Source organism: Acidothermus cellulolyticus 11B (assembly GCF_000015025.1).
GTDB lineage: Bacteria > Actinomycetota > Actinomycetes > Acidothermales > Acidothermaceae > Acidothermus > Acidothermus cellulolyticus.
Genome location: NC_008578.1, coordinates 2,269,374 through 2,292,373 on the forward strand (window position 1 = coordinate 2,269,374; position 23,000 = coordinate 2,292,373).

The following is a 23,000-nucleotide window of genomic DNA, read 5'->3' on the forward strand; positions in this document are numbered from 1 at the left end:
ACTCACCGCAGGGCGTCAACCGGGCCGGTCTTGACGAGTTTTGCCGCCTCGACGGGGTCGGTAGGGCCGATCCCGTACGACGGGCACAACCGCGCAAGGCCGCACGCGCCGCACGCCGGTTTCCGGGCATGACACACCCGGCGTCCATGCCAGATCATCCGGTGGGAGAGCGCGGTCCACTCCTCGCGGGGAATAAGCGCCGCAATCTCCTGCTCAACGACAACCGGATCATTCGACGTCGTCCAGCCGAACCGCTTGGCCAGTCGCAGCACGTGCGTATCGACGGTGATCCCCGGGATGCCGAACGCCGTGCCGAGAACAACATTCGCCGTCTTGCGCCCGACACCCGGCAGAGTGACGAGGTCGTCCAGGCGGTCCGGAACCTCACCGCCGAACCGCTCGCAGAGTGCCTGTGCCATGCCGATGATGGCGGCTGTCTTGTTGCGATAGAAGCCGGTGGAGGCGATGAGCTTCTCCAATTCGGCGCGATCGGCGGCCGCGTAATCCGCAGCACTGCGGTATTTGGCGAACAATGCGGGGGTCACCATGTTGACCCGCTGGTCCGTGCACTGCGCAGACAGGATCGTGGCCACCAGAAGTTCCAGCGGGTTGGAGAAATTCAGCTCGCAGTGCGCATCGGGGTACAGCTCGGCAAGCGCCTTCGCGATCGCCCGGGCCTGGCGGACCCGGGCCCGGTCCGGCGGAGCGGAGGATTGCCCTTTGCCACGGACGGCGGTCCCGCGGCTCGCCGCGGCACGCGTCGCCGCGGTCCGATTGACGCTGGTGGAAACCACGAATTGCAGCCTAGACGGCTGGGACGAGCCGATCTCAGCCTCGGGTGACCATCGGCCGGTGAACGGAGCAATTCCGCTGTCCGGGTGACATGCCGATGATGCGCCGATCGGGTGCTCAAGCGGTTCCGAGAGGCCGCCGATCCCGGCAAGGGAACGGGGCGACAGCAGGATCGCCGACTCTTTGACCCGACCCAGAGACGGAGCGACGTGAGCGCGGAACGTGTGGCCGGACGGACCCGACCATCGGCGTCCACCCCGCAGAACACCGCCCGGTCGCACACTCCGCAACGGAACCCCAATTTCGACCATCTCTCGCTTCACGATTTGCGTGCCTACCGGCAGGCCCTCGTCGAGGAGGAGGACCGCGTCTCGTACTGGCGGCGCATCATCCAAGCACGGCTCGATCTCGTGCGTGCCGGCGAAGCAGGTGAGATCAACACGGCGGCGGTCCGCCACGTTCTCGCGGAAGCGCGGCTGGACGCCGGCCGTAGGGCGTTGATCCGCATCCTGCCGAACGACGACATGCCCCCGCTGCCAAACTTGGACCGCCTTTGGGAGCGGCAGCCCCGACCGGGGGACACCCGCTACAACGAGATGCTGGCCCGGGAACTCGCCGGAGCGGAGATCCAACTCTCTGCGTACCGTGCCGCCCTGCATCGGCGAATCGAGGCCGCCACCAAGGAATTGATTGCCCGCTACCGCGAAGATCCCAGCCTCTGCCTGCTCGCCCTCCCCGTCGAACCGGCCCAGATGCGCGAACGCCGACGCCCGGTGTGACAATCACCCACATGGACGACGTGCTCAGCGGTTTACCGCTGTTCGCCGCCCTCGATGAAGAGGCGGACACCGCCTTGCGCCAAGCGATGTCCTACGAGCGGTTCGCGCGCGGCCAGGTGATTTTCAACGAGGGTGATCCCGGCGACAAGTTGTACGCAATCATCGAAGGCAAGGTCAAACTCGCCCGCACAGCGCCGGACGGCAGGGAGAACCTGCAAGCCGTCCTGGGGCCAGGAGAGATGTTCGGTGAGCTCTCGCTCTTTGACCCTAAGCCGCGTACCGCCGGTGCGATCGCGGTGACCGATGCCGTCTTGGCATCGCTGGCGCACGACGCTCTGCGCCCGTGGCTGACCGGCCGTCCCGACGTGGCGATGCAGCTGCTCCGCGCCCTCGCCCAGCGGTTGCGCCGGACCAACGACGTACTCGCCGATCTGGTCTTCTCCGACGTCCCCGCCAGGGTGGCCAAGGCTCTCCTCGGGTTGGCGGAACGTTTTGGCGAAGAGACACCGGAGGGGTTGTACGTCGCGCACGACCTCACCCAGGAGGAACTTGCGCAGATGGTCGGTGCGTCTCGCGAGACAGTCAATAAAGCGCTGGCGGACTTCGCGAACCGCGGCTGGCTGCGGGTCGAACCACGCGCCGTCCTCATCAAGGACCTTGACGGCCTGACCCGCCGCGCAAAATAACGCCGTACGCCGCGTTTTGCTGCGCTGATGTCCGTCATCACGTCATTCATGCTGTCCCCGGTGTTCGGCGTGCTCACGCTACTGATCATAGGTCCCCTCGGATTCATTTTGAGCCTCATCTACTGGCGTCTGCTGATGGAATTCTTCGTCGCCTTCTTCCGTATCCACGACCAACTCAACGTCATCGCACAAAAGATGACCGAGACTCCGGTCAGCGCCATGACAGCGGCGCAAGGCTGATTGGGCGAAGCATTCGAGCGGGCGGGTGCCAAGACGGCGTCCCGCCCGCTCACGGAGGAATAGACGGCAACGCGGTTTTCATCAGGCAGGTAAAGAAGCGTCCCGCCCGCTCACGGGAAAAATGCACGCATCCGGGAATGACTGCAGGCATTGCCGGGCGGGTGGCGCCGAGGTGCTGCGGCAGACCAGCACATACCCCACAGCGGCGCGCAGTGCGTCGTCAGTGACCTTCCGATGACAATGCCGCTTCCCAGTCCGCGAAATCTGCGGGAAGCTCGCCAATGTCCCGCACGTAAGCGAGTTGCGCGAGCAGAGTCGAATACGCCGCCGCACTCAACTCGGGCACGACCTCCGGACGATAGACCGCGTCATAGACCTCGTCCACGTCGCGGGCACCGTTTCTCAAGGCCGACCGGATGCGTTCCAACCGCTGCTCCCGATGCTGCAACAATTCCGAAAGCGCGGCGGCGGCGTCCGTGCGCACCGGACCGTGCCCGGGTAGCAGGGTGTCGATGGCATGGTCCGCGACGAATTCTGCAAGCCGGCGCAGGGTGCGCAGATACGCGCCGAGATTCCCGTCCGGCCAGGCAACCAGGCTGCTTCCCGCGCCGAGCACGGTGTCGCCGGTGAGCAGGGCGCGGTCGGCGGTCACCGCGAAACACACCGAATCCTGGGTGTGACCCGGTGCAGCGATAACCTCAACGGCGAGACCGCCGACCCGCAGCTGTTCGCCGTCCGCCAGCGGCGGACCGCCCTGGCAGAGTCGCGGATCCGCCGCCCGAACGGGGGCGTCCACCATCGCGGCCACCCGCAGAGCCGCCTCCGCGTGGTCCACGTGACCGTGCGTGAGGACGACCGCCACTCCGCGCGCTCCGCGCACCGCCTCGGCAATACGGCGCAGATGCCGCGCGGACGCCGGACCTGGGTCGGCGACAATCACCTCGCCGCCGTCGGTGATGACCCACGTGTTGGTGCCGGCCAGCGTGTACGGCGATGGATTGTCCGCGCGAATCAACTGCGTGTGCATGGCTCCTCCGCTGCCAGGCTATGCACGCACGACGCCTTGGCGGCGGCTCGCGCCGGCGGCGGCTCGCGTCAGCCGCAGCCCGGTGGCAAAGCGACCGGCGTCGGTCACGGCGCGGCCGTGTTCACGAAACACGGCGGATCCGCTGTCAGGTCAATGGTGAGCGCGAACCGACGCACCCGGTGCTCAGCCTGAAGCACCTGCGCTGTGGACCGGAATTCCGCCAATTCCGCGAGGGTGTACAGCGTCGGCGGAAGCATGAGCCAGCCTCGCGTCTGTGCGGCATGCAATGCAGCGGCCGGCTCGACCCAGTACGCCGCCTGCGTCTCGGCGGCGTCAAGGACAACCCGCGTCGTCTCGGGTGCCGGTGCGACGAAGAAATACGTCTCGAACCGACGCGGCTCATACGGCGGGGTCAGCCAAATCGACCACAGGCGAAGGTCGGCGGGTTCGACGACAAGGCCGGTCTCTTCGGCCGTCTCCCGGACAGCAGCCCGCCGGAAGGCCGCCGAAGGGTCGCGTGCGGCGGTGGCCCGTGCTCCGGCTCCGCGACCGGGATCTGCGTCCCTCAAGCCGGCCCTGTCATCCAGCACATCGTCGCTCTCGTCAACTTTGCCACCGGGGAAAGCGTAGTGCCCACCGGCAAAGGAAAGCCCCGCGGCGCGGTGCACGAGGAGAACCCGTAACGGGTGGTCCCGCACGAGGACAAGCGTCGCGGCCGGAACGGCAGGCACTGGGCTGGCGCCCTTGGTGGCAAAGGACCGCGCCCGGGCAATCGCAGCAGCGTCAGGCGGCGGGAATCGCACGGTAGGCACGTGATGCGGCGCTCCCGGTCTCAGTCGTCGGCGACTTCGACGATCACCTCGACTTCGACCGGCGCGTCCAGCGGCAAGACCGCCACCCCAACCGCGCTCCTCGCGTGCGCGCCGGCATCCCCGAAAACCTCGGTCAGCAATTCGCTGGCGCCGTTAATGACACCCGGTTGGCCCGTGAAACTTCGCGAGCTCGCGACGTACCCGACCACCTTGACCACCCGGCGTACCTTAGCGAGATCGCCTATCAGGTCGCGGATCGCGGCCAGCGCGTTCAGCGCGCAGATGCGGGCGGCGGCACGCGCCGCCTCCGGCGAGACCTCGGCGTCCACGTCGGTGCCGACCTTGCCTGTCTCGACCAGCTCGCCGTCCACCATGGGCAGCTGGCCCGAGGTGTACACGTAGCGTCCAGTCCGGACGGCGGGCACGTACGCCGCAACCGGCCGCGCCACCGCCGGCAGCCGGAGGCCGAGGGCGGCGAGGCGCTCTTCCGGAGTGGACGCGGTCATCGGATCACGCCTGCCGCGGTCGCTTGAAGTAGGCGACGAGTTGGTCGGGACCGGGTCCGGGAATCACCGTCACGAGTTCCCAACCGTCCGCGCCCCACGTGTCAAGGATCTGCTTGGTCGCATGGACGAGTAGCGGCACGGTCGCGTATTCCCAGGCACTCACCGAGCCTCCCTGCACCCCACCGGTGCGCGCTGACGCCTCCACCGGACACTCATCGATGACCTGAGCCTAACCAGCGCCGCCGCGGCGTCGGCTCTAGGCTCGACCATCATGGGCGTCGACCGCGACTGGGAAGGCGTGCGATTGCACGTTGTCACCGGAAAGGGCGGCACGGGCAAGACAACCGTGGCCGCCGCCCTGGCCCTCGCCCTGGCCAGCGACGGACGGCGAGCCCTGCTCGTCGAATGCGAGGGACGCCAGGGGATCGCCCGCCTCTTCGACACCCCGCCGTTGCCGTACGCCGAACGGAAACTGGCCGTCGCCCCCGGTGAAGGCATGGTGTACGGCCTGGCCATTGACCCCGAACAGGCGCTCCTCGAATACCTCGAGATGTATTACCACCTGGGCCGCCCCGCCCGGGTTCTGCAACGGGTGGGTGCCATCGATTTCGCCACGACCATCGCACCGGGCCTTCGGGACGTTCTCCTCACCGGCAAGGTGTACGAAGCAACCCGACGGCGGTTCAGCGGGAGCCGTCCGGCCAGAACCGCTGCGCGGATCGTCCGTCACGACGGCGTGCCGGCCGATGCCTACGTGTACGACGCCGTGGTGCTCGACGCGCCACCGACCGGCCGGATCACCCGTTTCCTCAACGTCAATGCCGAGGTCGCCGACCTTGCCCGAGTTGGTCCGATCAACCGGCAGGCAGCATCGATCATGAGCCTGCTCCGATCACCACAGACCGCCGTCCACCTAGTGACAGTCTTGGAAGACATGCCGGTGCAGGAGACCCTGGACGGGATCGCGGAGCTGCGCCGCCAGCAACTTCCCGTCGGGGCAATCGTGATCAATAGGGTGCAGCCGGCTCATCTGCCGACCTCGGCGTTGCGGGCCGTCGCCCGCGGCGAGGTCGACACCGCGGCGCTGCAACGCGGCCTCGCGAAACTCGGCATAGCCGCCGAACCGTCCACCGTCGACGCCCTCGCAGCCGAGACCATCGATGCGGCACGGACGGCGGTACGGGAGCGGCGTCTCCGGCACACGCTGTCCCAGGCGGGCCGCCCGACGTACGACCTCCCCGAACTGGACATCGGCGACATTGCCCGGCTGTACACGCTGGCCGCCGCACTTCGCGAGCAAGGAGCGGCATGACGGCCAACGACTCCGTGCTGCCGCCGGCAGAAGAATCGACGCCGCTGGCAAGCGAATCGACCCGGCGGGCTCCGCGCCGCAGCTCACCGACGCTGCCGTCATCCCTCCACGCGGACGCGCCGGCCGACCAGCCTGCGCCGATTCGGACTCGTCGTTCTCCGGCGTCTGCCCGCCCGACGAGATCGACGCCGCGCCACCGGCAACCGACGAACGGTACGCCGTCGGGCGTCCGTGCTCCCCGATTGGACGTCGACGCCCTGCTGATGAATCCCGGGACCCAAATCATCGTGTGCTGCGGCTCGGGCGGTGTAGGGAAGACGACCCTGGCCGCCGCGCTCGGCCTGCGCGCCGCCGAAGCCGGCCGGCGGGTCGTCACGCTGACGATCGACCCGGCGAGACGGCTGGCGCAGTCGCTGGGAATGACCGAACTGGACAACACGCCGCGTCCGGTGCCGGGCGTCCGCGGAACGGGCGAGCTGCACGCCATGATGCTCGACATGAAACGGACTTTCGACGAAATCGTCGAAGCCCACACCACACCGGCGCGCGCCGCGCAAATTTTAGCCAATCCTTTTTACCAGTCGTTGTCCTCCAGTTTCGCCGGCACTCAGGAATACATGGCGATGGAGAAGCTCGGCCAGCTCAAGGCGTCCGGGCGGTTCGATCTCATCGTCGTCGACACCCCGCCCGCGCGGTCGGCGCTGGATTTCCTTGATGCCCCGGCACGGCTTGCCCGGTTTCTTGACGGCCGGTTCATCCGGACATTGCTGGTGCCCACTGGCCGCGGATATCTGCGCGTCGTGCACGCCGGCCTGCAGTTCGTCACGGCGACAATGACGCGCTTACTGGGAGCCGCGCTGCTCGCGGATGTGCAGACCTTCGTTGCCGCGATGGACACCATGTTCGGCGGCCTGAGGGAACGGGCGGAGGCAACCGCTCGGTTGCTCCGCACGCCCGGCACGGCATTCGTGGTCGTCGCCGCACCGGAACCGGACGCACTTCGGGAGGCGTCGTACTTCATCGAACGGCTCATCGAAGACAACCTGCCGCTCGCAGGCGTGGTGATAAACCGGCTTCACCTGAGCGGAGCACCCGAAATTTCCGCCGCCCAAGCACGCGCCGCCGCCGAAACGCTCGACGGCGCAGCGGACGACGACACGGTCTTCGCCGCCGCCGTATTACGCACCCATGCCCAGCGAATGGAAATCGCAGCGGTGGAGCACAAACGGCTACACGGTTTCACGGTCGCGCATCCGCGGGTACCGGTCGCCTTCGCCCCCGCGTTCGCCGACGACATTCACGATGTGGCGGCGCTGCGCACTCTGGGATCCTCGATCGCGGCCGGCACGTGACCGCACGAGACGGCGCTGTTGGACGGGCTTTCTCAGCTCGCTGCAGAGACGCCGTCACGATGGCTGCGTTCGAAATCCTCCATCGCTGCGGCAAGCAGGCGGCGCCACGACGTCACGTTGGGCCGGCGGCGGAGCAACGCGCGCCGCTCCCGTTCCGTCAAACCGCCCCACACCCCGAATTCCACCCGATTGTCCAGCGCATCGGCCAGGCACTCGGCCCGCACCGGGCACCGGTAGCAGATCGCCTTTGCCCGGTTCTGCGCCGCACCCTGCACGAACAATGCGTCCGGATCGACATTCCGGCAGGCCGCATACGCCGCCCAGTCTTTGATCCACGCCATGATCGCCCCGTTCCGTCCACCGGCGCGGCGAGCGCCCACAGCAACCCGTCAACGCCTACCCCCCTTGGTGCACATCGCCGGCTGCACCTGCACAACCGCCCGATGTGTTCTTCGACGGTAGAGAAGATGCGGACGGCGGACCAGACTCCGTTCGGCCCATTTCCCGGTGGTCCATGCGGACCATACCCTCCGTGACCGGCTGGCCACGCGATGAGACCGTCGCAGGTGCGATGCGCCATTGTCCGCCGCGGGTACCCTGCAGGGGTGGCCACTGGGACGTCGACCGAAGGCCGGCTTGGGCCCGGCCGGATCTTCGGGCACCTCCTGACCCTCGGCTTCCTTGCACTACTCACCGGGGCGCTGGTAGCCGCCCTGGCCCTTCCGGTCGTCGGCGGCGCGGGCCTCGCCGTCCGCGACATGATCGGCAACATCAGCTTCACCGACCTGCCGCCCGAGCTCCAGACTCCGCCGTTGGCGCAACGCTCAGTGATCCTCGCCGCTGACGGTACGGAACTGGCCACCTTCTACTACGAAAACCGGCAGTCAGTTTCGCTGTCGGACGTCGCCCCGGATATGCGGGAAGCAATCGTCGCCATCGAAGACGCCCGCTTCTACGAACACCACGGCATTGATCCCATCGGCATTCTGCGCGCGTTGATCCGTGACACGTCGAGCGGATCCGCGGTACAGGGGGCATCGACGATCACGCAGCAGTACGTCCGCCAGGCGCTGGTGGAAATCAACACGCAGAACGAGAATCAAGCAGGCGCCAAGGCCGCGACGGCCAAAACGTTGAGCCGAAAGCTCACCGAAGCGCGCTACGCACTCGCCCTGGAACAGAAGCTGTCAAAGGACCAAATTCTTGAGGATTACCTGAATACCGTGTATTTCGGCAGCGGCGCATACGGGATCGCCGCCGCCGCTCAGCACTACTTCAGCGAGGATCCATCCCAGCTCACCCTGCCGCAGGCCGCCCTCCTTGCGGGCGTCGTCAATAACCCGAGCCGCTTCGACCCCATCCTCAATCCACAGGACGCGCTTGCCCGGCGGAATGTCGTCCTCCAGCGGATGGCTGATCTGCACTACATTACGCAGGCGCAGGCGGACGCCGCGATGCAGGCTCCGATCGGCTTGAAAGTCTCAAAAATCCCCAACGGCTGCGCCACGTCCGTCGCGCCGTTCTTCTGCCAATACGTCGTCGACGAAATTCTGAACAATCCCGCCTTCGGGCCGACCCGGGCCGCGCGGACCAACTTACTCCTCCGCGGCGGGCTCACGATATCGACAACGCTCGACATGCACATGCAGGCCGCTGCACAGAACGCCGTCAATACCGTCATACCTCCGGACCCAACGAAAAACGCGGGACTCGCGGCCGCGATCGATATCGTCGACCCGAAGACCGGTGCAATCCGGGCAATGGCCGTGGACCGTGCATTCGGCAGCGGCGAAGGCGAGACCGAAGTGAACCTCGCCGCGGACTTGGCCCACGGCGGCTCGAGCGGCCGACACGCCGGCTCCACTTTCAAAATCTTCGTGCTCGCCAGTGCTTTGCAGCAAGGCATTCCGACCGGGCTCACTCTGGTGTCACCGAACCGCATCACCATCAAGAAAGGTGCGATGACGGACTGCAACGGCGCTCCGACAAGTGAATGGAACGTCGCCAATGCGGGCGACAGCGAAGCCGGTACGTTCGACATGGTGCAGGCCACGAAACTCTCCGTGAACACCTATTTCGCCCAGCTGGAGGAGAAGACCGGGCTCTGCAAGCCGATCCAAATCGCGGAAGCGATGGGAGTACGGCAAGCCACCGGGGCGCCGCTCGACCAGGTGCCCTCGTTCGTGCTCGGTGCCGAGGACGTCGACCCGCTCACGATCGCCGGTGCGTTTGCGACTCTTGCCAATCAAGGCACCTACTGTCCGCCGTTCGCCATCACCGCGGTCACCCGCCAACTCGGCGATACAACCACCTCGATTCAGGTGCCCGCGTCCACCTGCCGACGGGCAATCGACCCGGCCATCGCGAACGGCGTGACGTCCTTGCTCACCCACGTCCTCGAGCCCGGCGGCACCGGCGCGGGCCTGGGCATCGGCCGGCCGGCGGCGGGCAAGACCGGAACTGACGATGAATACCGCAACGCGTGGTTCAGCGGCTACACCCCGAATCTGGCTGCCTCGGTGTGGGTGGGGAATCCCGACTCGACGACGCCGATGCGCGCAATCACCGTGAACGGTCACTACTACCGGGAGGTGTTCGGGGCGACCTTGGCCGGTCCCATCTGGCAGAAAGCCATGCAGGAGGCGGTGAAGAACCTACCGGTGCAAGCGTTTCCCCAAGCGCCGGACAGCGTGCTGAAGGGTCAGCCCATCACCGTGCCGGACGTCGCCGGTCAGGATCCGCAGACGGCGGTGACCACCTTGCAACAGCTGGGTCTGGTCGTCACGGTCGATCCGACCCCGGTGTACTCCGACCAACCGGCCAATACCGTGGCCGGCACCGACCCGCCGGCCGGCTCGACCGTGTACGTGGGCAACACCATCACCGTGCACCTGAGCAACGGAGCAGGGCCTTCTCCGTCGGCCAGCCTTAGCCCGTCGGCGTCCCCATCGGCCACGGAATCGCCGTCCGCCAGCCCGTCGCCGTCGGCTTCGTCCAGCCCGCCGCTCATCGTCCCGCTCCCGCCGCCTCACCACCCGGGGCGTGGCGCACCGACCCCCTCCGGCTGAAGCGGTCAGCCGGCAAGCTGCTGCCGAACCTCGGCGGCGATCCGCGAACCGTCCGCGCGGCCGCTCAGGCGGGCGGTCAGCAGCTTCATGACCGGGCCGATGAAACGAGCCCCCTCCGGACCGGGGACCGCGCCAACCTCGGCGATGGCCTCGCGAACCGCGGCGCGCAACTCGTCATCGCTCAACGGCTCAGGTAAATATGCGGCGATCACCTCGGCCTCGGCCCGTTCCCGATCGGCGAGATCCTGCCGGCCGGCCGCGGCAAAGGCTTCGGCTGCCTCGTCCCGTTTCTTCCGCTCCCGAAGAAGAACCTTGATGATGTCCTCGTCGGTGAGCGTACGGGCCGTCGCGCCGCTCACCTCTTCGGTGGTAATCGCCGCGAGGGCCATCCGGAGTGTCGCGGTTCGCACCTCATCACGGGCCTTGATCGCGTGTGCGAGGTCAGCGCGGAGTCGCTCCTTGAGGGACATACTGTTCAGTCTCGCATCGCTGCCCGGTGCGCCCGGGCGTTCCTCATCGCTGCCCGGCGCGCCCGGGCGTTCCTCCAACGGAATCTGCATCCGGGCGATTGGACGTCCCGCCTACCCGGTGCGACCGGGCGTCCCTCCGGGAATCGGTTCCCGAGCCGGTGTCCCGCGCTCGGGGCGGTCGGCGAAGAGCCCGCTGACCATACACCGGTTTCTGGAAGACTAGCCGGCATGGTCACTCGTTCGGTGTGGCTCGTCCCCCTCGGCCTGGCAACCGCGGCCGTCGGTTACGCGGCCGGCATCGAGCGCCGGACTCCCGTGCTCCGCCGCGTCACCGTGCCCGTCCTGCCGGAGGGTGAACGACCGCTGCGCGTGCTTCACATCTCGGACGCACACCTCACGCCGCGACAGGGCTGGAAACGCCGGTGGCTCAGGAAACTCGACGACCTCCAACCGGACGTCATCGTCAACACCGGGGACAGCATCGCCCACCCGGAGGCCGTACCGGCTTTTGTTGACGCGATTCAACCGCTGCTCGCCCGGCCCGGCGTCTTCGTCCTGGGCTCAAACGATCGCTACGCGCCTCGGTTCAAGAATCCGCTCCGCTACCTTCTCCCGGACGACGGACGGCGGGTTCACGGGCCGATGTTGCCGTGGCGGGAATTGGTTGATTCCCTCGAGCGCCACGGCTGGCGACACCTCGGAAACGCCCGTGCCGTGCTTGAAATCGGGGGGCGTCGGGTGGAGTTCCGCGGCGTCGACGACCCGCACATCTGGTGTGACCGGTACGACGACATCGCCGGCCCCGTCGACCGGAATGTGCTGATCGGCATCGGAGTCACGCATTCACCGGAGCCGAGGGTCGTGTCCCGGATGGCCGCCGATGGTTGCCGGCTCGTGCTCGCCGGACACACCCACGGCGGTCAACTCCGCGTGCCGTTCTACGGAGCCCTCGTCACCAACTGCGGCCTCGATCGACGCCGAGCGCGGGGACTCTCACGGTACGACGCCACCTGGCTGCACGTTTCCGCGGGACTGGGAACGTCGCCGCTTGCGCCCGTGCGGTTCTCCTGTCCACCGGAGGCGACGCTGATCACGCTGGTTGGCCGCGACCACGCGCCCGTCGGCTGACACCAGAAAATACAGGCGCAATGGGCTCGACCACGTGGTCGGGGTGGCGGGATTTGAACCCACGGCCTCTTCGTCCCGAACGAAGCGCGCTACCAAGCTGCGCCACACCCCGTCGACCGGGAGCAGTGTAGTCGAAGCAGCTCAAGACGAAGCACCGAGGGAGTGATCCCGCCCGGCTAACCAACGTGGACCGCTACACCCCGACATTCTCGGCGCTGAGCATCCAGGCGTGCTTCTCAAGGTCTGTGATGATTTCCTGCAGCATATTCGCGGTGGGCGGATCCTCGGCTTCGACGTCCGGCAGCACCCGGCGGACCGTCGCAGCCGCACGGACAAGTCGTTCGGTCATCAGGTCGACGACACGCTTCGTGCTCTGCTCACCGGGCGGAAAGGCTGGCAGCGACGTCGAACCGGCGACCGTCGCCGTCCGGCCGTCCGGCGTCGCGTGCAATGCCCTCATCCGTTCGGCCACTGTGTCGCCCGCCTCACGGGCGAGATTCACAATCTCGTCCAGTTGGAGATGCAAATCACGGAAATTGGGTCCGACGACGTTCCAATGTGCCTGCTTGCCTTGCATGTGCAACTCGATGAGATCGGCTAAGACCGCTTGCAGATGTTCGGCGAGGCGTTGTGATCCCACGAAACGTGCCGCCGGTTCGCTGACGCGAGCATGTGCAGGCATGGAACCCTCCTTGACTCGACACGTACCTGTGTTCCCATTCGTTCCCCGTGGAGCCGACGGGAACCCACGCACCATGCGTGAATGCCGTTGCACTCGCGTGCGGTGTGGCCGCGGCGTACCGTGGCGTCATGGCGGTCCAGCAACCGGAACTCACGGAGAGCGTCTGGTCTGCGGTAGGTGCTGTCAAGCACGGATATCCGCCGCCGGTCCGCGCTCCCGGGACACTCACCACCGCGTACTGCGGCGAGCTGATCGTCGTCCAAGGCGAGTGCACCGATCGGCCGCCCCGCGACGCTTGCCCGCTCTGCGCCCTGGCCTGGGAGCAACGACGCCGACGTCCGTGGTGACGAAACGGCCCAACCGACCCCTTTGGCAGCCAAACAACGCGGCAGCGGGGTTGCCGCCGATCCGGGCCGGGTCTGGAGAAATGCCGATCCGGGCCGGGTCTGGAGAAATGGGGCAGACTGTCGCGTGTGACCGAATCGACGCCGACCACCCCGCCCAACGAGCCGGCGTGGCAACTGCGGTTCCGCGCCGCGCGGATGACCTTACCGCGCTGGGCGCGGCTCCGGCCGGAGCGGTCGATCTTCACGTCGAACGCATCCGGCACGGTTGAGATCTACGCCTGGGACCGCAGTCGCGGCACCATCCACCAACTGACGAAGCGTCCGGCCGGCACGTACCTCGCGGCGATCGATCCGGCCGGTGAGCAGGTGTGGTGGTTTGACGACGACGGCGGCAACGAATTCGGCGTCTGGCGGCGCCAACCATTCCCGGCGGACGTCCCGGACGACGCGCGACGCTCCGCGCTCCCCGCCTCCTCCGACCTGCCGCCGTCCTATCCGGCGGGTCTCGCGCTGGGCCGCAGCGGAACCGCTGTTCTCGGGCGCTGCACGGATGCGGCCACGTCGGTTCACCTCGTTCGCCCGGACGGTTCGGCGCACCAACTCATCCCCGATCTCGCCGATGGCGAGGTCGGCGCACTCTCCGCCGACGGACGGCTCCTGGCATTGGCACACGCCGAGCACGGCGACGCCCGCCACAAGGCGCTCCGGGTCGTGGCGCTGGACGACTCCGGGACGCGCACGGTCGCCGACCTGTGGGACGGCCCGGGGCTTGGGCTCACGGTCGTCGACTTCGCACCCAGGGACGGCGACCCCCGCCTGCTGGTTCTCCACGAGCGGCGCGGCCGGGTCCAGCCGTTGGTGTGGAATCCCCTGACCGGCGAGCAATTCGACCCGGACATCGACCTACCGGGCGATATGTACGCCGAGTGGTACCCGGACGGCGCGGCCCTCCTCGTCGGCCACGATGTCCACGCCCGCACGGAGCTGTACCGCTTTGACCTCGCGTCCGGCGCGTGGACGCGAATTCCCACCCGGGCGGGCACAATTTCCGGCGCGACGGTCCGTCCGGACGGAGTGGTGGAATTTCTCTGGTCATCGAGCGCCGAACCGCCCGCTGTCGTCGACGACACCGGCCGCGTCGTCATCCAGCCGCCGGGTCCAGCCGCCCCGGCGTCCGTTCCCGCCACTGATGCGTGGGTCGACGGTCCCGGCGGGCGGATCCACGCACTGATCTCCCGGCCGCCGGGCAAGCCACCGTATCCCACCGTCTTTCTCGTGCACGGTGGTCCGGCAAGCCATGACACCGACAGTTTCACGCCCGCCGTCGCCGCCTGGGTGGATGCCGGTTTCGCCGTCGTGCGGGTGAACTACCGCGGCTCGACCGGTTACGGCAAGGCTTGGCGCGACGCCATCGAAGGCCGCCCAGGGCTCACGGAATTGGCGGACCTGCGGGCGGTCCGCGACTGGGCCGTCACGACCGGCCTGTCCGATCCACGACGCCTCGTCCTGGCCGGTGGATCGTGGGGCGGTTACCTCACGCTGCTCGGCATCGGCGTCATGCCCGACGCGTGGTCGGTCGGCATCGCCAGCGTCCCGGTTGCCGATTACGTCACCGCTTATTACGAGGAAATGGAACCGTTGAAGGCGTTCGACCGCGCTCTCTTCGGCGGCACGCCGGAGGAGGTGCCGGAACGGTATCGCGAAGCGTCACCAATCACCTATATCGACCAGGTGCGGGCGCCGGTCTTCATCCTCGCCGGCGAGAACGACCCGCGGTGTCCGATCCGGCAGGTGGAGAATTACGTGGACGCGCTGGCACGGCGCGGTATCACCCATGAGGTGTACCGCTTCGATGCGGGCCACGGGTCACTCGTCACCGAGGAACGCATTCGGCAGGTCGGCAAAGAAATTGCTTTCGCGCTCCGGCATCTGGGCATGCATCGGGACGCGTTCGCCGAATTCGCAACTCTCGCCGCGCCCTGACCGGCTCACGCGGGGGACCAGGTGGCACGGCTGCGAATCCGCCGGACGCGCCCAACATTCCTGATCGGCTCACGCGGGGGACCAGGTCGCACCGCCGTCCGTGGTCTGTTCGACCGTGACGGTCATCGTGCACTCACTCTTGTCATTGGCGCATGAATTCACCGCGATTACCGCGGTTGCGGCTGCTGGGCCGGTGAGGGTGACCGCGACGGTGTTCAGCGCGAGTCCGGTTTCGTGAACCGTCCGCCAACTGGCGCCGTCGTCGGTCGTCTCATACACCGTGCCGATGGACGGCGCAACCACCCACCAGGTGGACCCGGTGTTTCCCGTTACGGCGCCGGTCGGGGCGAAATCCGCTGGGATGTCCAGAGCGACGCCCCGGACGGTGAAGGTCGCACCCTGATCGTCACTAGCGAGCAGGAAGAATTTCTCCCGGCTTCCGTCGGCCGCCGCCTGCACGGTCACCGGAATGTCGATACGTGACCCGCTGAGCACCGGAGCCCCGAGGGCGAACGTGCCGGGGCCGCCGACGCCGGGGACAGACAGTCGTTGCCACGACGCACCGCCGTCCGTGGTGCGCAGGAGCAATTCCTGCGTGGGACCCGCGACGAGGACGCCGATCCGCGGCGTCACCATGAGCAGACCGGACCAGCGCACGTTGACATCCGGACCGTTCGGCGTCGCCGGCGGTCCGAAATGCCCGCCGTTGTCGGTGGAGACGAAAAGCGCATGCTCGGCGCTGAATCCGCCGCCAGCGAGGGAGACGACGACGGCGACGATCCCGCCGGCGGCCGGGTGGAATGCAACCTGTTCGGTGCCGTCCGCCGTCGAGGTGCCGGCCGGCCACCGTGGATCGAGCCGTACCGCGCTCCACTCGGCGGCGTAGCGGTAGACGTGCACCGACCCCGTGGGGTCCACCGCGGCGAGCAGCGGAGCACCGTCGGGAGCTGAATCAACGGCCGCGATGTTCGCCGGAGCCAGCCCTGCCGGCAGCGATACCGGCGCCCAGGTCCGGCCACCGTCATGGGTGACGGCCAAGGTTTCGCCGGCAAGTCGGACGCCGATCTGTCCTCGCAGGCGGAGCTGCCGCACCGCGGCGGCGCCCACGGCGCCGCCCCGACTCGCCCCGCCGGCAGGGGACGCGGAGCCGTTACGTGCCTTGCTCGCCGCTAGACCAGGCGCCGATCCGGCGGCGCGTGGGGATTGTCCATTCGGCGCGGCGCACGCCGTCACCAAGACAAGAGCGGCGGCCGCACAACCCATCCAGGAAAGATGGCCGCGCATGGGTGGTCCTCCTCCCGCACAGTTTTGCCGTAGGACGCCGAGCGGTCAGTAAGCGCTGCAATTGTTCGGCGTCGGAGCGAGCGTGCCCACCGGTTTGGAGTACAGACCGCGCTCAGCGACCTGTCACCGCCGCGGGAGCGAGCTCCACTGCGCGGCGACGAGTTCAGCGAGCTGGACGGCGTTGAGCGCCGCGCCCTTGCGCAAGTTGTCGTTGCTCACGAACAGGACGAGCCCACGGTTGTCGGGGACGGAGTGGTCCTGGCGGATCCGCCCGACATAACTCGGATCGGTCCCTGCCGCCTCCAGAGGATTCGGGACGTCGACCACGCGCACGCCGGGTGCGGACTCGAGCAATTCGACGGCGCGGGACGCCGGCAGCGGGCGCGCAAATTCCGCGTTGATCGACAGCGAGTGGCCGGTGAAAACGGGAACGCGCACACACGTGCCGGAAACCCGGAGATCCGGAATTCCCAGAATCTTCCGGCTCTCGTTGCGAAGCTTCTGTTCCTCGTCGGTCTCGCCGCTGCCGTCATCGACGAAATTGCCGGCTACCGGCACGACGTTGAACGCAATCGGCCGGACGTACTTCTGCGGTGCCGGGAAGTCGACCGCCCGTCCGTCATGGGTCAGGTCATGGGCGCGGTCAACAACCTGGCGGACTTGCTTGTCCAGCTCTTCGACGCCTGCCAGCCCGCTGCCGGAGACCGCCTGATACGTGCTCGCCACCAGGCGAATCAATCCGGCAGCGTCGTGCAACGGCTTGAGCACCGGCATCGCCGCCATCGTCGTGCAATTCGGGTTGGCGATGATGCCTTTGCGCATGCCGGAGAGCGCGTGCGGATTCACCTCGGCGACGATGAGAGGGACGTCCGGGTCCATCCGCCAGGCCGATGAATTGTCAATGACAACCGCGCCGGCGGTCGCGAATTTCGGCGCAAGAGCACGGGACGTGCCGGCTCCCGCCGAGAAGAGCACGATGTCAAGACCTGCGGGGTCGGCGGCGGCGGCGTCCTCGACAACAACCTCGCCGTCCTGCCACGGCAGGGTACGCCCGGCCGATCGGGCCGAGGCGAAGAACCGGATCGAGGCGACCGGGAAATGCCGCTCCGCGAGGATCCGGCGCATCACGCCGCCGACCTGCCCGGTTGCGCCGACGATGCCGACGTGGAACGACCGCTCGGTCACGACCCCTCCTTCAGCCGCCCGAATCGTCACCGGCCGGTTCCACCATAGACGACCGCCTGTCCCTCCGGATCGTCCAATTCGAAGGCCCGGTGCAGCGCAGCCACCGCCGCAGGCAGGTCATCTTCGCGGATGACGACGGAAATGCGAATCTGCGACGTGGAAATCATCTCGACGTTGATGCCCGCGTCCGCCAGCGCCGTCAGAAACTTGGCCGTGACACCGGGTTGCGTTCGCATGCCGGCGCCGATCAACGAGACTTTGCCGATCTGGTCGTCGGAGAGGAGACCCTCAAACCCGATCCGGTCCTTCGCCTTGCTCAGCGCGGCCATCGCAGTCGGCAGATCGGAGGTCGGGAGGGTGAAGGTGATGTCGGTCCGTCCGGTCGCCGTCGACGACACGTTCTGCACAATCATGTCGACATTGATGCCGGCGTCGGCAATGACCTGGAAAATCTGTGCGGCCTCACCGGGTTTGTCCGGGACACCGACAACGGTTATCTTCGCTTCGCCGCGTTCGTGTGCGACACCGGAGATAATCGGCGCTTCCATCTGCTCCTCCGGGGGAATATCGACGATCCACGTCCCCGGCTTGGTCGAGAACGAGGATCGCACGTGAATCGGCATTTTGAACCGCCGCGCGTATTCGACGCACCGCAAGTGCAGAATCTTGGCACCGGCGGCCGCCATTTCCAGCATTTCTTCGTACGAAATTCGAGGGATTTGCCGCGCAGTGGGGACGATCCGCGGATCCGCGGTGAACACGCCGTCCACGTCGGTGTAGATTTCACAGACCTCGGCGCCGAGCGCGACGGCCAAGGCAACCGCGGTGGTGTCCGACCCGCCGCGGCCGAGCGTGGTCACATCCTTCGTGTCTTGGGCCACCCCCTGGAAGCCGGCGACGATGGCGATGTGCCCGGCGGCAAGCGCCTCACGGATGCGGCCCGGTGTCACGTCGATGATCTGCGCACGACCGTGCCGTGAATCGGTGATGACGCCGGCCTGGCTGCCGGTGAACGAACGGGCCTCCATGCCGAGATTGGCGATCGCCATCGCCAGCAGGGCCATGGAGATGCGCTCTCCGGCCGTCAGCAGCATGTCGAGCTCGCGCGGCGGCGGCATCGGCGAGACCTGGGCGGCGAGGTCGAGAAGTTCGTCGGTCGTGTCGCCCATCGCGGAGACGACGACGCAGACGTCGTAGCCCTGCTTGCGGGTGGCGACGATCCGTTGCGCAACCTTCTTGATGCGCTCCGCGTCGGCAACGGATGACCCACCGTACTTCTGCACGATGAGCGGCACGCGTGCTCCTCACATGGACGAACCGCCGGCAGTCTACCGGTCCCGGTTACGCTGACGCCCATGCCGAGGTCAGCGGGCGGCCGATCATCCCGCGGTGTGCGGTGGCCGGCGCCGGTCGTCGTCTGCTCTGCCGTCGGCCTCGTCGGCGTCCTTCTCGCCGGCTGCTCGGCGCATCAGCCGACACCGCCGCCGTCAACGGGTGCCCAGACGTCGACCGCTGGTCCGCTCCTGGCGCTCCGCGCCGCGGCCGCGCGGGCCCTGCACGCGTCGTACACCGCCACGTACCGCGCGCTTGGCACCAGCCCGCCGCGAAGCGGCACGGTCGCGGTATACCGGACGCCGGACGCCGTCCGGCTGGACGTCACCGAGACCGGCGCCGCGGCACTGCGGATTCTCGTCACGGCCCAGGGAACCTTCTCCTGCACCCTCCCCGGGCCGCCGACACCGCCGCCGACCGGTACGAGCGCACCGGCGTGCGTGACACTGGCCGGCCCAAAGAGCACCGTTCCGCCGTCCCTCGACCCGGGGTTGCAGCACGTCTTCACCTCGACCCTGGAGGCCCTGGCCGGCAGCGACGACGTCCGTGTCGCCGGCACGCCTGAACCCCGGACCATCGCCGGCTACAGCGCGACCTGTTTTGCCGTCACCTTCACCGCCGCGTCCATCGCGCTCACCCCGGGGACCTACTGCTTCACGGCTGACGGAATCCTCGCCGCAGCACTCTTCCGGTCCAGTTCCATCAGCCTCATCAGCGTGGACGGCGCACCGGTTCCGGGCGATTTCCAGCTCCCCGCGTCGCCGGTGCCGCTCACGCCGCAGCCGACCCCGGCAGGCTCCGGCGGCTGAGATCCTGCGAGGCACGCAGACCGGAGCCAGGCCTACACGTCGAGCCGATCATGCGCGACGACCGATTGGAGGGCCCGGACCATGGCGCCGGCGTGCGTCCCCCAATGCGACAGGTACGAGAACTGCCACCACCACAAGGCCTCAACCGGCCGTCCGGCCCGGAAATGCGCCAACCCATGCAGCAGATCCGAAACGATCAGCGCGAGGTCGTCGGATATCACGAACGTCGTGGCGCTGGGCGGATTCTCGTACGGATCGAAAATCTCGACGTATCGGTCGATCGGTGCCAGCAGTTTCGCCAATCGGGTGCGGAGATCATCGATATCCGGGTCCGGGCCGACATCAGGTTCGAACGGTTCCGGCGGAACGATGTCCGTGATGGCCCCCAGCCGCCCGCCGGCGAGCAGCAGCTGCGACACCTCCAACAGAAGCAGGGACACGGCGGAACCGGCGTCCGTACTGCGGGCGATCTCCCGTACGGCGATGACGAAACTCTCAACTTGATCGGCGATCTCGGCCGCGAATTCGCCGAGGTCCTCCGACCTGCTCTCCACCAGGGGGTCAGACATCGAGCTGCCTCCTACCTTCCAGCGCGCGGCCGAGGGTCACCTCATCGGCGTACTCGAGATCGCCGCCGACGGGTAGACCGCTGGCGAGCCTGGTGACCCGCACACCGAGTGGTTTGACTAATCGTGCCAGGTACGTCGCGGTCGCTTCACCCTCCAAATTCGGATCTGTGGCCAGGATCAGTTCTTTGACCGTGCCGTCGGCCAGGCGCTGAAGGAGCTCACGGATTCGAAGATCATCTGGACCTATGCCGTCGATGGGGCTGATCGCGCCGCCGAGGACGTGATAACGCCCGTGGAACTCGCGGGTCTTCTCAATCGCCACGACATCCTTGGGTTCTTCGACCACGCAGAGCACCGTCGGGTCCCGGCGCGGATCCGCGCAAATCCGGCACTGCTCGTGCTCGGCGACGTTGCCGCAGATCGCACAGAACCGGATGCGCTCCTTGACATCCAGCAGGACCTCGGCCAGACGCCGGACCTGGCTAGGGTCCGCGCCCAGGATGTGGAAGGCGATGCGTTGCGCGCTCTTGGGGCCGATCCCGGGCAGCTTGCCAAGCTCATCAATGAGATCTTGGATTACGCCTTCGTACACGGCTCACCGCACTGCCTCTCGCCATCCGCAGCACCCGGGCAATCCGGGCGCCTCCGTCGTCATCGAGACGAGCGTACGGTGCCGGGAAGATCACAGACGGCTGCAACGCCGTCAGTCGACGTCCTCCTCGATCACAGTCGCTCCCAGGTGCCGTTGGAGCAGCGCGAGGTGCTCCGTCTCGCTCTCGGACGTCTCAACGGGTGGATCATCCGGATCGACCCCGTCTCCCGGCAGATCGTCCGGCTCAGGATCGCGCGGCTCAGCTGCTCCGCGATTTCCCGAGGTGGACGAGTGGGGTCGTTCCGCGCCGACCGCGGCGGTTCCGGTCACCTCGGGGCCGGATCCGGTGGAACCAAGGACCGTCGTCTCGATCCGCCACTGCCCGCCGAGGACGTCCGTCAGCGCCCCCGCGAGCGCTTCTTCGTTGCGCGGTCCCAGCGCAAATTGCCGTTCGAGCGCCGGGGTGGTGAAGCCGACGACAATGGTCGACCCACGCACGTCGACCACCTGGGCTGGACCGGAGATCAGGAGAGAGTGCGCGACGCGGCGGCGCTGCTTCGTGGCTTCAAGGACGTCGTCCCACGCCCGCAGGACAGCCGCCTGGTCGGCCGGTGCGTCTCGCCGCGGCACCCGTGGACTGGCCGAGGAGTCCACGGCCTCACGGCCCGGCGGACCGGCCGAGGATTCGACGGCCTCACGGGCCGACGGCCGGGAACCCGTCCTGGGCTGGGCGCTTTCACGGCCCGGTTCACCAACCGCCGGGCCATGTCGCACCGGTTCATCAACCGCCCGGCTCGGTCGTGTCGAAGGACCGGTCGCCTGTCCCTGATCGGGTAATTCACCGGCCACGGACCCGCCGGCCGATAACCCGAGCCGCCGCTCGATCCGCTCCAACCGGGCGAGCACACCGGTCTCTCCCCGATCCGCCGCCGGAACGAGAAGCCGCGCGACGATCAATTCCAGCACCAGTCGCGGAGCGACCGAACCGCGCATTTCCGCCAGGCCGGCGCTGACAATCTCCGCGGCACGCAACAACGCGGTGCGACCAAATGCAGCGGCCTGCCGGCGCATCCGGTCCATCGCATCCTCTGGGACGTCGAGCAAACCGCGCGCCGGCGCATCCGGCACGGCGTCCACAACGATCAGGTCGCGCAGCCGCTGCAGGATATCTTCCGCAAAACGCCGGGGGTCGTGACCCGCGTCGATGACCGACGTCACCACCGAGAAAACCGCCGGGCCGTCGCCGCGGGCCAGCCCCTCGATGGCTTCATCGAGCAGGGCGGCGTCGGTGTAACCGAGGAGTGCCGCGGCGTACCGATGGGTCACGCCCTCGCTCCCGGCCCCGGCAATCAGCTGGTCGAGGATCGACAGGGCGTCCCGTACGGATCCCGCTCCAGCCCGGACGACGAGATTCAACGCCCCGGGTTCGATCGCGACTTTTTCTTGTTCGCAAATGTGAGCCAGGTGCTGGCGGAGAACCGCCGGCGGCACCAGGCGGAATGGATAGTGGTGGGTGCGCGATTTGATGGTGGGCAGAACCTTGTCCGGTTCCGTGGTGGCGAAAACGAATTTGAGATGCGGGGGCGGTTCTTCGACGAGTTTGAGGAGCGCATTGAAACCTGCGGCGGTCACCATGTGCGCTTCGTCGATGATGTACACCTTGAATCGCGAGACAGCCGGGGCGTAAAACGACCGCTCGCGCAGGTCACGCGCATCGTCGACGCCGCCGTGCGACGCCGCATCGATCTCGATGACGTCGACGTTCCCCGGACCACTCGGCGCCAAATCCCGGCATGATTGGCAGACCCCGCATGGGTCCGGTGTCGGGCCCTGCTCGCAGTTGAGGCTCCGGGCGAGGATGCGGGCGGACGACGTCTTGCCGCAGCCACGGGGGCCGGAGAACAGGTACGCATGGTGGACCCGGTTGTGACGCAACGCCTGCCGAAGCGGCTCGGTCACGTGCTCCTGGCCGATCACTTCGGCGAAGGTCGCGGGCCGGTACTTGCGGTACAGGGCAAGGGTCATGACGCCATCCTCCGCCCGCC

Annotated in this window: 24 protein-coding genes and 1 tRNA gene; 10 read left to right on the forward strand and 15 right to left on the reverse strand. The window is 67.6% G+C overall.

The genetic code is table 11. The annotated features are described in order from the left end of the window. Nucleotides 1-2: 2 nt before the first annotated feature. Nucleotides 3-794 carry an endonuclease III gene (gene nth, locus ACEL_RS10290; protein ID WP_011720828.1) on the reverse strand — a complete coding sequence of 264 codons (792 nt, stop codon included), beginning with the start codon at nt 792-794 and terminating at the stop codon, nt 3-5. Nucleotides 795-1,001: 207 nt separating this feature from the next. Between nth and ACEL_RS11725 the strand changes: the two genes are divergently transcribed. The 3 genes from ACEL_RS11725 to ACEL_RS10305 are packed head-to-tail and all read left to right on the forward strand — an operon-like array spanning nt 1,002 to nt 2,497. Continuing rightward, nucleotides 1,002-1,571 (forward strand): RsiG family protein, encoded by a 570-nt coding sequence (locus ACEL_RS11725; protein ID WP_169303173.1) that lies wholly within the window; start codon nt 1,002-1,004, stop codon nt 1,569-1,571. A gap of 11 nt (nt 1,572-1,582) precedes the next feature. Continuing rightward, on the forward strand, nt 1,583-2,257 hold the full coding sequence (locus ACEL_RS10300) for a Crp/Fnr family transcriptional regulator (protein ID WP_011720830.1): 675 nt from the start codon (nt 1,583-1,585) through the stop codon (nt 2,255-2,257). Nucleotides 2,258-2,284: 27 nt separating this feature from the next. Continuing rightward, nucleotides 2,285-2,497 carry a DUF4282 domain-containing protein gene (locus ACEL_RS10305; RefSeq protein WP_011720831.1) on the forward strand — a complete coding sequence of 71 codons (213 nt, stop codon included), beginning with the start codon at nt 2,285-2,287 and terminating at the stop codon, nt 2,495-2,497. Between the two features lie 220 nt (nt 2,498-2,717). On the opposite strand, the gene ACEL_RS10310 is transcribed toward ACEL_RS10305, so the two are convergent. The 4 genes from ACEL_RS10310 to ACEL_RS12310 form a co-directional block, all read right to left on the reverse strand. Next, nucleotides 2,718-3,524, reverse strand: coding sequence for an MBL fold metallo-hydrolase (locus ACEL_RS10310; RefSeq protein WP_011720832.1), 807 nt, complete (start codon nt 3,522-3,524; stop codon nt 2,718-2,720). Between the two features lie 104 nt (nt 3,525-3,628). Beyond that, on the reverse strand, nt 3,629-4,327 hold the full coding sequence (locus ACEL_RS10315) for an NUDIX hydrolase (protein WP_049751515.1): 699 nt from the start codon (nt 4,325-4,327) through the stop codon (nt 3,629-3,631). Between the two features lie 29 nt (nt 4,328-4,356). Further along, nucleotides 4,357-4,842 carry a RidA family protein gene (locus ACEL_RS10320; protein ID WP_011720834.1) on the reverse strand — a complete coding sequence of 162 codons (486 nt, stop codon included), beginning with the start codon at nt 4,840-4,842 and terminating at the stop codon, nt 4,357-4,359. Between the two features lie 4 nt (nt 4,843-4,846). Continuing rightward, nucleotides 4,847-5,005: a Sp36 family protein gene (locus ACEL_RS12310; protein ID WP_011720835.1), complete on the reverse strand. Its 159-nt coding sequence runs from the start codon at nt 5,003-5,005 to the stop codon at nt 4,847-4,849. A 108-nt stretch (nt 5,006-5,113) separates the two neighbouring features. On the opposite strand from ACEL_RS12310, the gene bagA reads away from it, so the two are divergent. Together bagA and bagB are read left to right on the forward strand one after the other, a co-directional pair. Continuing rightward, the gene (gene bagA / locus ACEL_RS10330; protein WP_011720836.1) at nt 5,114-6,154 is read left to right on the forward strand and encodes an ATPase BagA; all 1,041 of its coding nucleotides are present in this window, start codon (nt 5,114-5,116) and stop codon (nt 6,152-6,154) included. 242 nt (nt 6,155-6,396) lie between these two features. Further along, nucleotides 6,397-7,506: an ArsA family ATPase gene (bagB, locus tag ACEL_RS10335; protein ID WP_011720837.1), complete on the forward strand. Its 1,110-nt coding sequence runs from the start codon at nt 6,397-6,399 to the stop codon at nt 7,504-7,506. 32 nt (nt 7,507-7,538) lie between these two features. Here the strand turns inward: bagB and ACEL_RS10340 are convergent, their stop codons facing one another. Then, nucleotides 7,539-7,847, reverse strand: a complete 309-nt coding sequence (locus tag ACEL_RS10340) for a WhiB family transcriptional regulator (protein WP_049751658.1) — start codon at nt 7,845-7,847, stop codon at nt 7,539-7,541. 264 nt (nt 7,848-8,111) lie between these two features. Between ACEL_RS10340 and ACEL_RS10345 the strand changes: the two genes are divergently transcribed. Continuing rightward, on the forward strand, nt 8,112-10,574 hold the full coding sequence (locus tag ACEL_RS10345) for a penicillin-binding protein (RefSeq protein ID WP_011720839.1): 2,463 nt from the start codon (nt 8,112-8,114) through the stop codon (nt 10,572-10,574). Between the two features lie 5 nt (nt 10,575-10,579). Here ACEL_RS10345 and ACEL_RS10350 read toward each other — a convergent pair whose 3' ends face one another. Then, the gene (locus tag ACEL_RS10350; protein ID WP_041835779.1) at nt 10,580-11,044 is read right to left on the reverse strand and encodes a GatB/YqeY domain-containing protein; all 465 of its coding nucleotides are present in this window, start codon (nt 11,042-11,044) and stop codon (nt 10,580-10,582) included. Between the two features lie 228 nt (nt 11,045-11,272). On the opposite strand from ACEL_RS10350, the gene ACEL_RS10355 reads away from it, so the two are divergent. Beyond that, on the forward strand, nt 11,273-12,172 hold the full coding sequence (locus tag ACEL_RS10355) for a metallophosphoesterase (RefSeq protein ID WP_011720841.1): 900 nt from the start codon (nt 11,273-11,275) through the stop codon (nt 12,170-12,172). Between the two features lie 35 nt (nt 12,173-12,207). On the opposite strand, the gene ACEL_RS10360 is transcribed toward ACEL_RS10355, so the two are convergent. Both ACEL_RS10360 and ACEL_RS10365 read right to left on the reverse strand, forming a co-directional pair. Continuing rightward, nucleotides 12,208-12,284 (reverse strand) — tRNA-Pro (locus tag ACEL_RS10360). A gap of 81 nt (nt 12,285-12,365) precedes the next feature. Further along, nucleotides 12,366-12,854, reverse strand: coding sequence for a Dps family protein (locus ACEL_RS10365; RefSeq protein WP_011720842.1), 489 nt, complete (start codon nt 12,852-12,854; stop codon nt 12,366-12,368). Between the two features lie 77 nt (nt 12,855-12,931). Between ACEL_RS10365 and ACEL_RS10370 the strand changes: the two genes are divergently transcribed. Together ACEL_RS10370 and ACEL_RS10375 are read left to right on the forward strand one after the other, a co-directional pair. Further along, nucleotides 12,932-13,201, forward strand: coding sequence for a hypothetical protein (locus ACEL_RS10370; protein WP_041835094.1), 270 nt, complete (start codon nt 12,932-12,934; stop codon nt 13,199-13,201). A gap of 126 nt (nt 13,202-13,327) precedes the next feature. Continuing rightward, complete coding sequence (locus tag ACEL_RS10375; RefSeq protein WP_011720844.1) at nt 13,328-15,184, forward strand: S9 family peptidase; 1,857 nt, start codon at nt 13,328-13,330, stop codon at nt 15,182-15,184. A 69-nt stretch (nt 15,185-15,253) separates the two neighbouring features. On the opposite strand, the gene ACEL_RS11730 is transcribed toward ACEL_RS10375, so the two are convergent. The 3 genes from ACEL_RS11730 to ACEL_RS10395 form a co-directional block, all read right to left on the reverse strand. After that, nucleotides 15,254-16,468: a sialidase family protein gene (locus tag ACEL_RS11730; RefSeq protein WP_011720845.1), complete on the reverse strand. Its 1,215-nt coding sequence runs from the start codon at nt 16,466-16,468 to the stop codon at nt 15,254-15,256. Nucleotides 16,469-16,591: 123 nt separating this feature from the next. Continuing rightward, nucleotides 16,592-17,653 (reverse strand): aspartate-semialdehyde dehydrogenase, encoded by a 1,062-nt coding sequence (locus tag ACEL_RS10390; protein ID WP_011720846.1) that lies wholly within the window; start codon nt 17,651-17,653, stop codon nt 16,592-16,594. 26 nt (nt 17,654-17,679) lie between these two features. Next, nucleotides 17,680-18,948: an aspartate kinase gene (locus tag ACEL_RS10395; protein WP_011720847.1), complete on the reverse strand. Its 1,269-nt coding sequence runs from the start codon at nt 18,946-18,948 to the stop codon at nt 17,680-17,682. 60 nt (nt 18,949-19,008) lie between these two features. On the opposite strand from ACEL_RS10395, the gene ACEL_RS11735 reads away from it, so the two are divergent. Next, nucleotides 19,009-19,794 (forward strand): hypothetical protein, encoded by a 786-nt coding sequence (locus tag ACEL_RS11735; RefSeq protein WP_011720848.1) that lies wholly within the window; start codon nt 19,009-19,011, stop codon nt 19,792-19,794. 32 nt (nt 19,795-19,826) lie between these two features. On the opposite strand, the gene ACEL_RS10410 is transcribed toward ACEL_RS11735, so the two are convergent. From ACEL_RS10410 to ACEL_RS10420, 3 genes are all read right to left on the reverse strand, one after another. Then, the gene (locus tag ACEL_RS10410; RefSeq protein WP_011720849.1) at nt 19,827-20,363 is read right to left on the reverse strand and encodes a DUF5063 domain-containing protein; all 537 of its coding nucleotides are present in this window, start codon (nt 20,361-20,363) and stop codon (nt 19,827-19,829) included. Next, nucleotides 20,356-20,955: a recombination mediator RecR gene (recR, locus tag ACEL_RS10415; protein WP_011720850.1), complete on the reverse strand. Its 600-nt coding sequence runs from the start codon at nt 20,953-20,955 to the stop codon at nt 20,356-20,358. The genes ACEL_RS10410 and recR overlap by 8 nt, the downstream gene beginning before the upstream one ends. 111 nt (nt 20,956-21,066) lie before the next feature. Beyond that, nucleotides 21,067-22,980 carry a DNA polymerase III subunit gamma and tau gene (locus ACEL_RS10420; protein WP_011720851.1) on the reverse strand — a complete coding sequence of 638 codons (1,914 nt, stop codon included), beginning with the start codon at nt 22,978-22,980 and terminating at the stop codon, nt 21,067-21,069. Nucleotides 22,981-23,000 lie beyond the last annotated feature (20 nt).

Coding starts and splice junctions, on each gene's coding strand:
- ACEL_RS10300 (WP_011720830.1), top strand. CDS start 1,583: ATGGACGACGTGCTCAGCGGTTTACCGCTGTTCGCCGCCCTCGATGAA.
- ACEL_RS10305 (WP_011720831.1), top strand. CDS start 2,285: ATGTCCGTCATCACGTCATTCATGCTGTCCCCGGTGTTCGGCGTGCTC.
- ACEL_RS10310 (WP_011720832.1), bottom strand. CDS start 3,524: ATGCACACGCAGTTGATTCGCGCGGACAATCCATCGCCGTACACGCTG.
- ACEL_RS10320 (WP_011720834.1), bottom strand. CDS start 4,842: ATGACCGCGTCCACTCCGGAAGAGCGCCTCGCCGCCCTCGGCCTCCGG.
- bagA (WP_011720836.1), top strand. CDS start 5,114: ATGGGCGTCGACCGCGACTGGGAAGGCGTGCGATTGCACGTTGTCACC.
- ACEL_RS10340 (WP_049751658.1), bottom strand. CDS start 7,847: ATGGCGTGGATCAAAGACTGGGCGGCGTATGCGGCCTGCCGGAATGTC.
- ACEL_RS10350 (WP_041835779.1), bottom strand. CDS start 11,044: ATGTCCCTCAAGGAGCGACTCCGCGCTGACCTCGCACACGCGATCAAG.
- ACEL_RS10355 (WP_011720841.1), top strand. CDS start 11,273: ATGGTCACTCGTTCGGTGTGGCTCGTCCCCCTCGGCCTGGCAACCGCG.
- ACEL_RS10365 (WP_011720842.1), bottom strand. CDS start 12,854: ATGCCTGCACATGCTCGCGTCAGCGAACCGGCGGCACGTTTCGTGGGA.
- ACEL_RS11730 (WP_011720845.1), bottom strand. CDS start 16,468: ATGCGCGGCCATCTTTCCTGGATGGGTTGTGCGGCCGCCGCTCTTGTC.
- ACEL_RS11735 (WP_011720848.1), top strand. CDS start 19,009: ATGCCGAGGTCAGCGGGCGGCCGATCATCCCGCGGTGTGCGGTGGCCG.
- ACEL_RS10410 (WP_011720849.1), bottom strand. CDS start 20,363: ATGTCTGACCCCCTGGTGGAGAGCAGGTCGGAGGACCTCGGCGAATTC.
- ACEL_RS10420 (WP_011720851.1), bottom strand. CDS start 22,980: ATGACCCTTGCCCTGTACCGCAAGTACCGGCCCGCGACCTTCGCCGAA.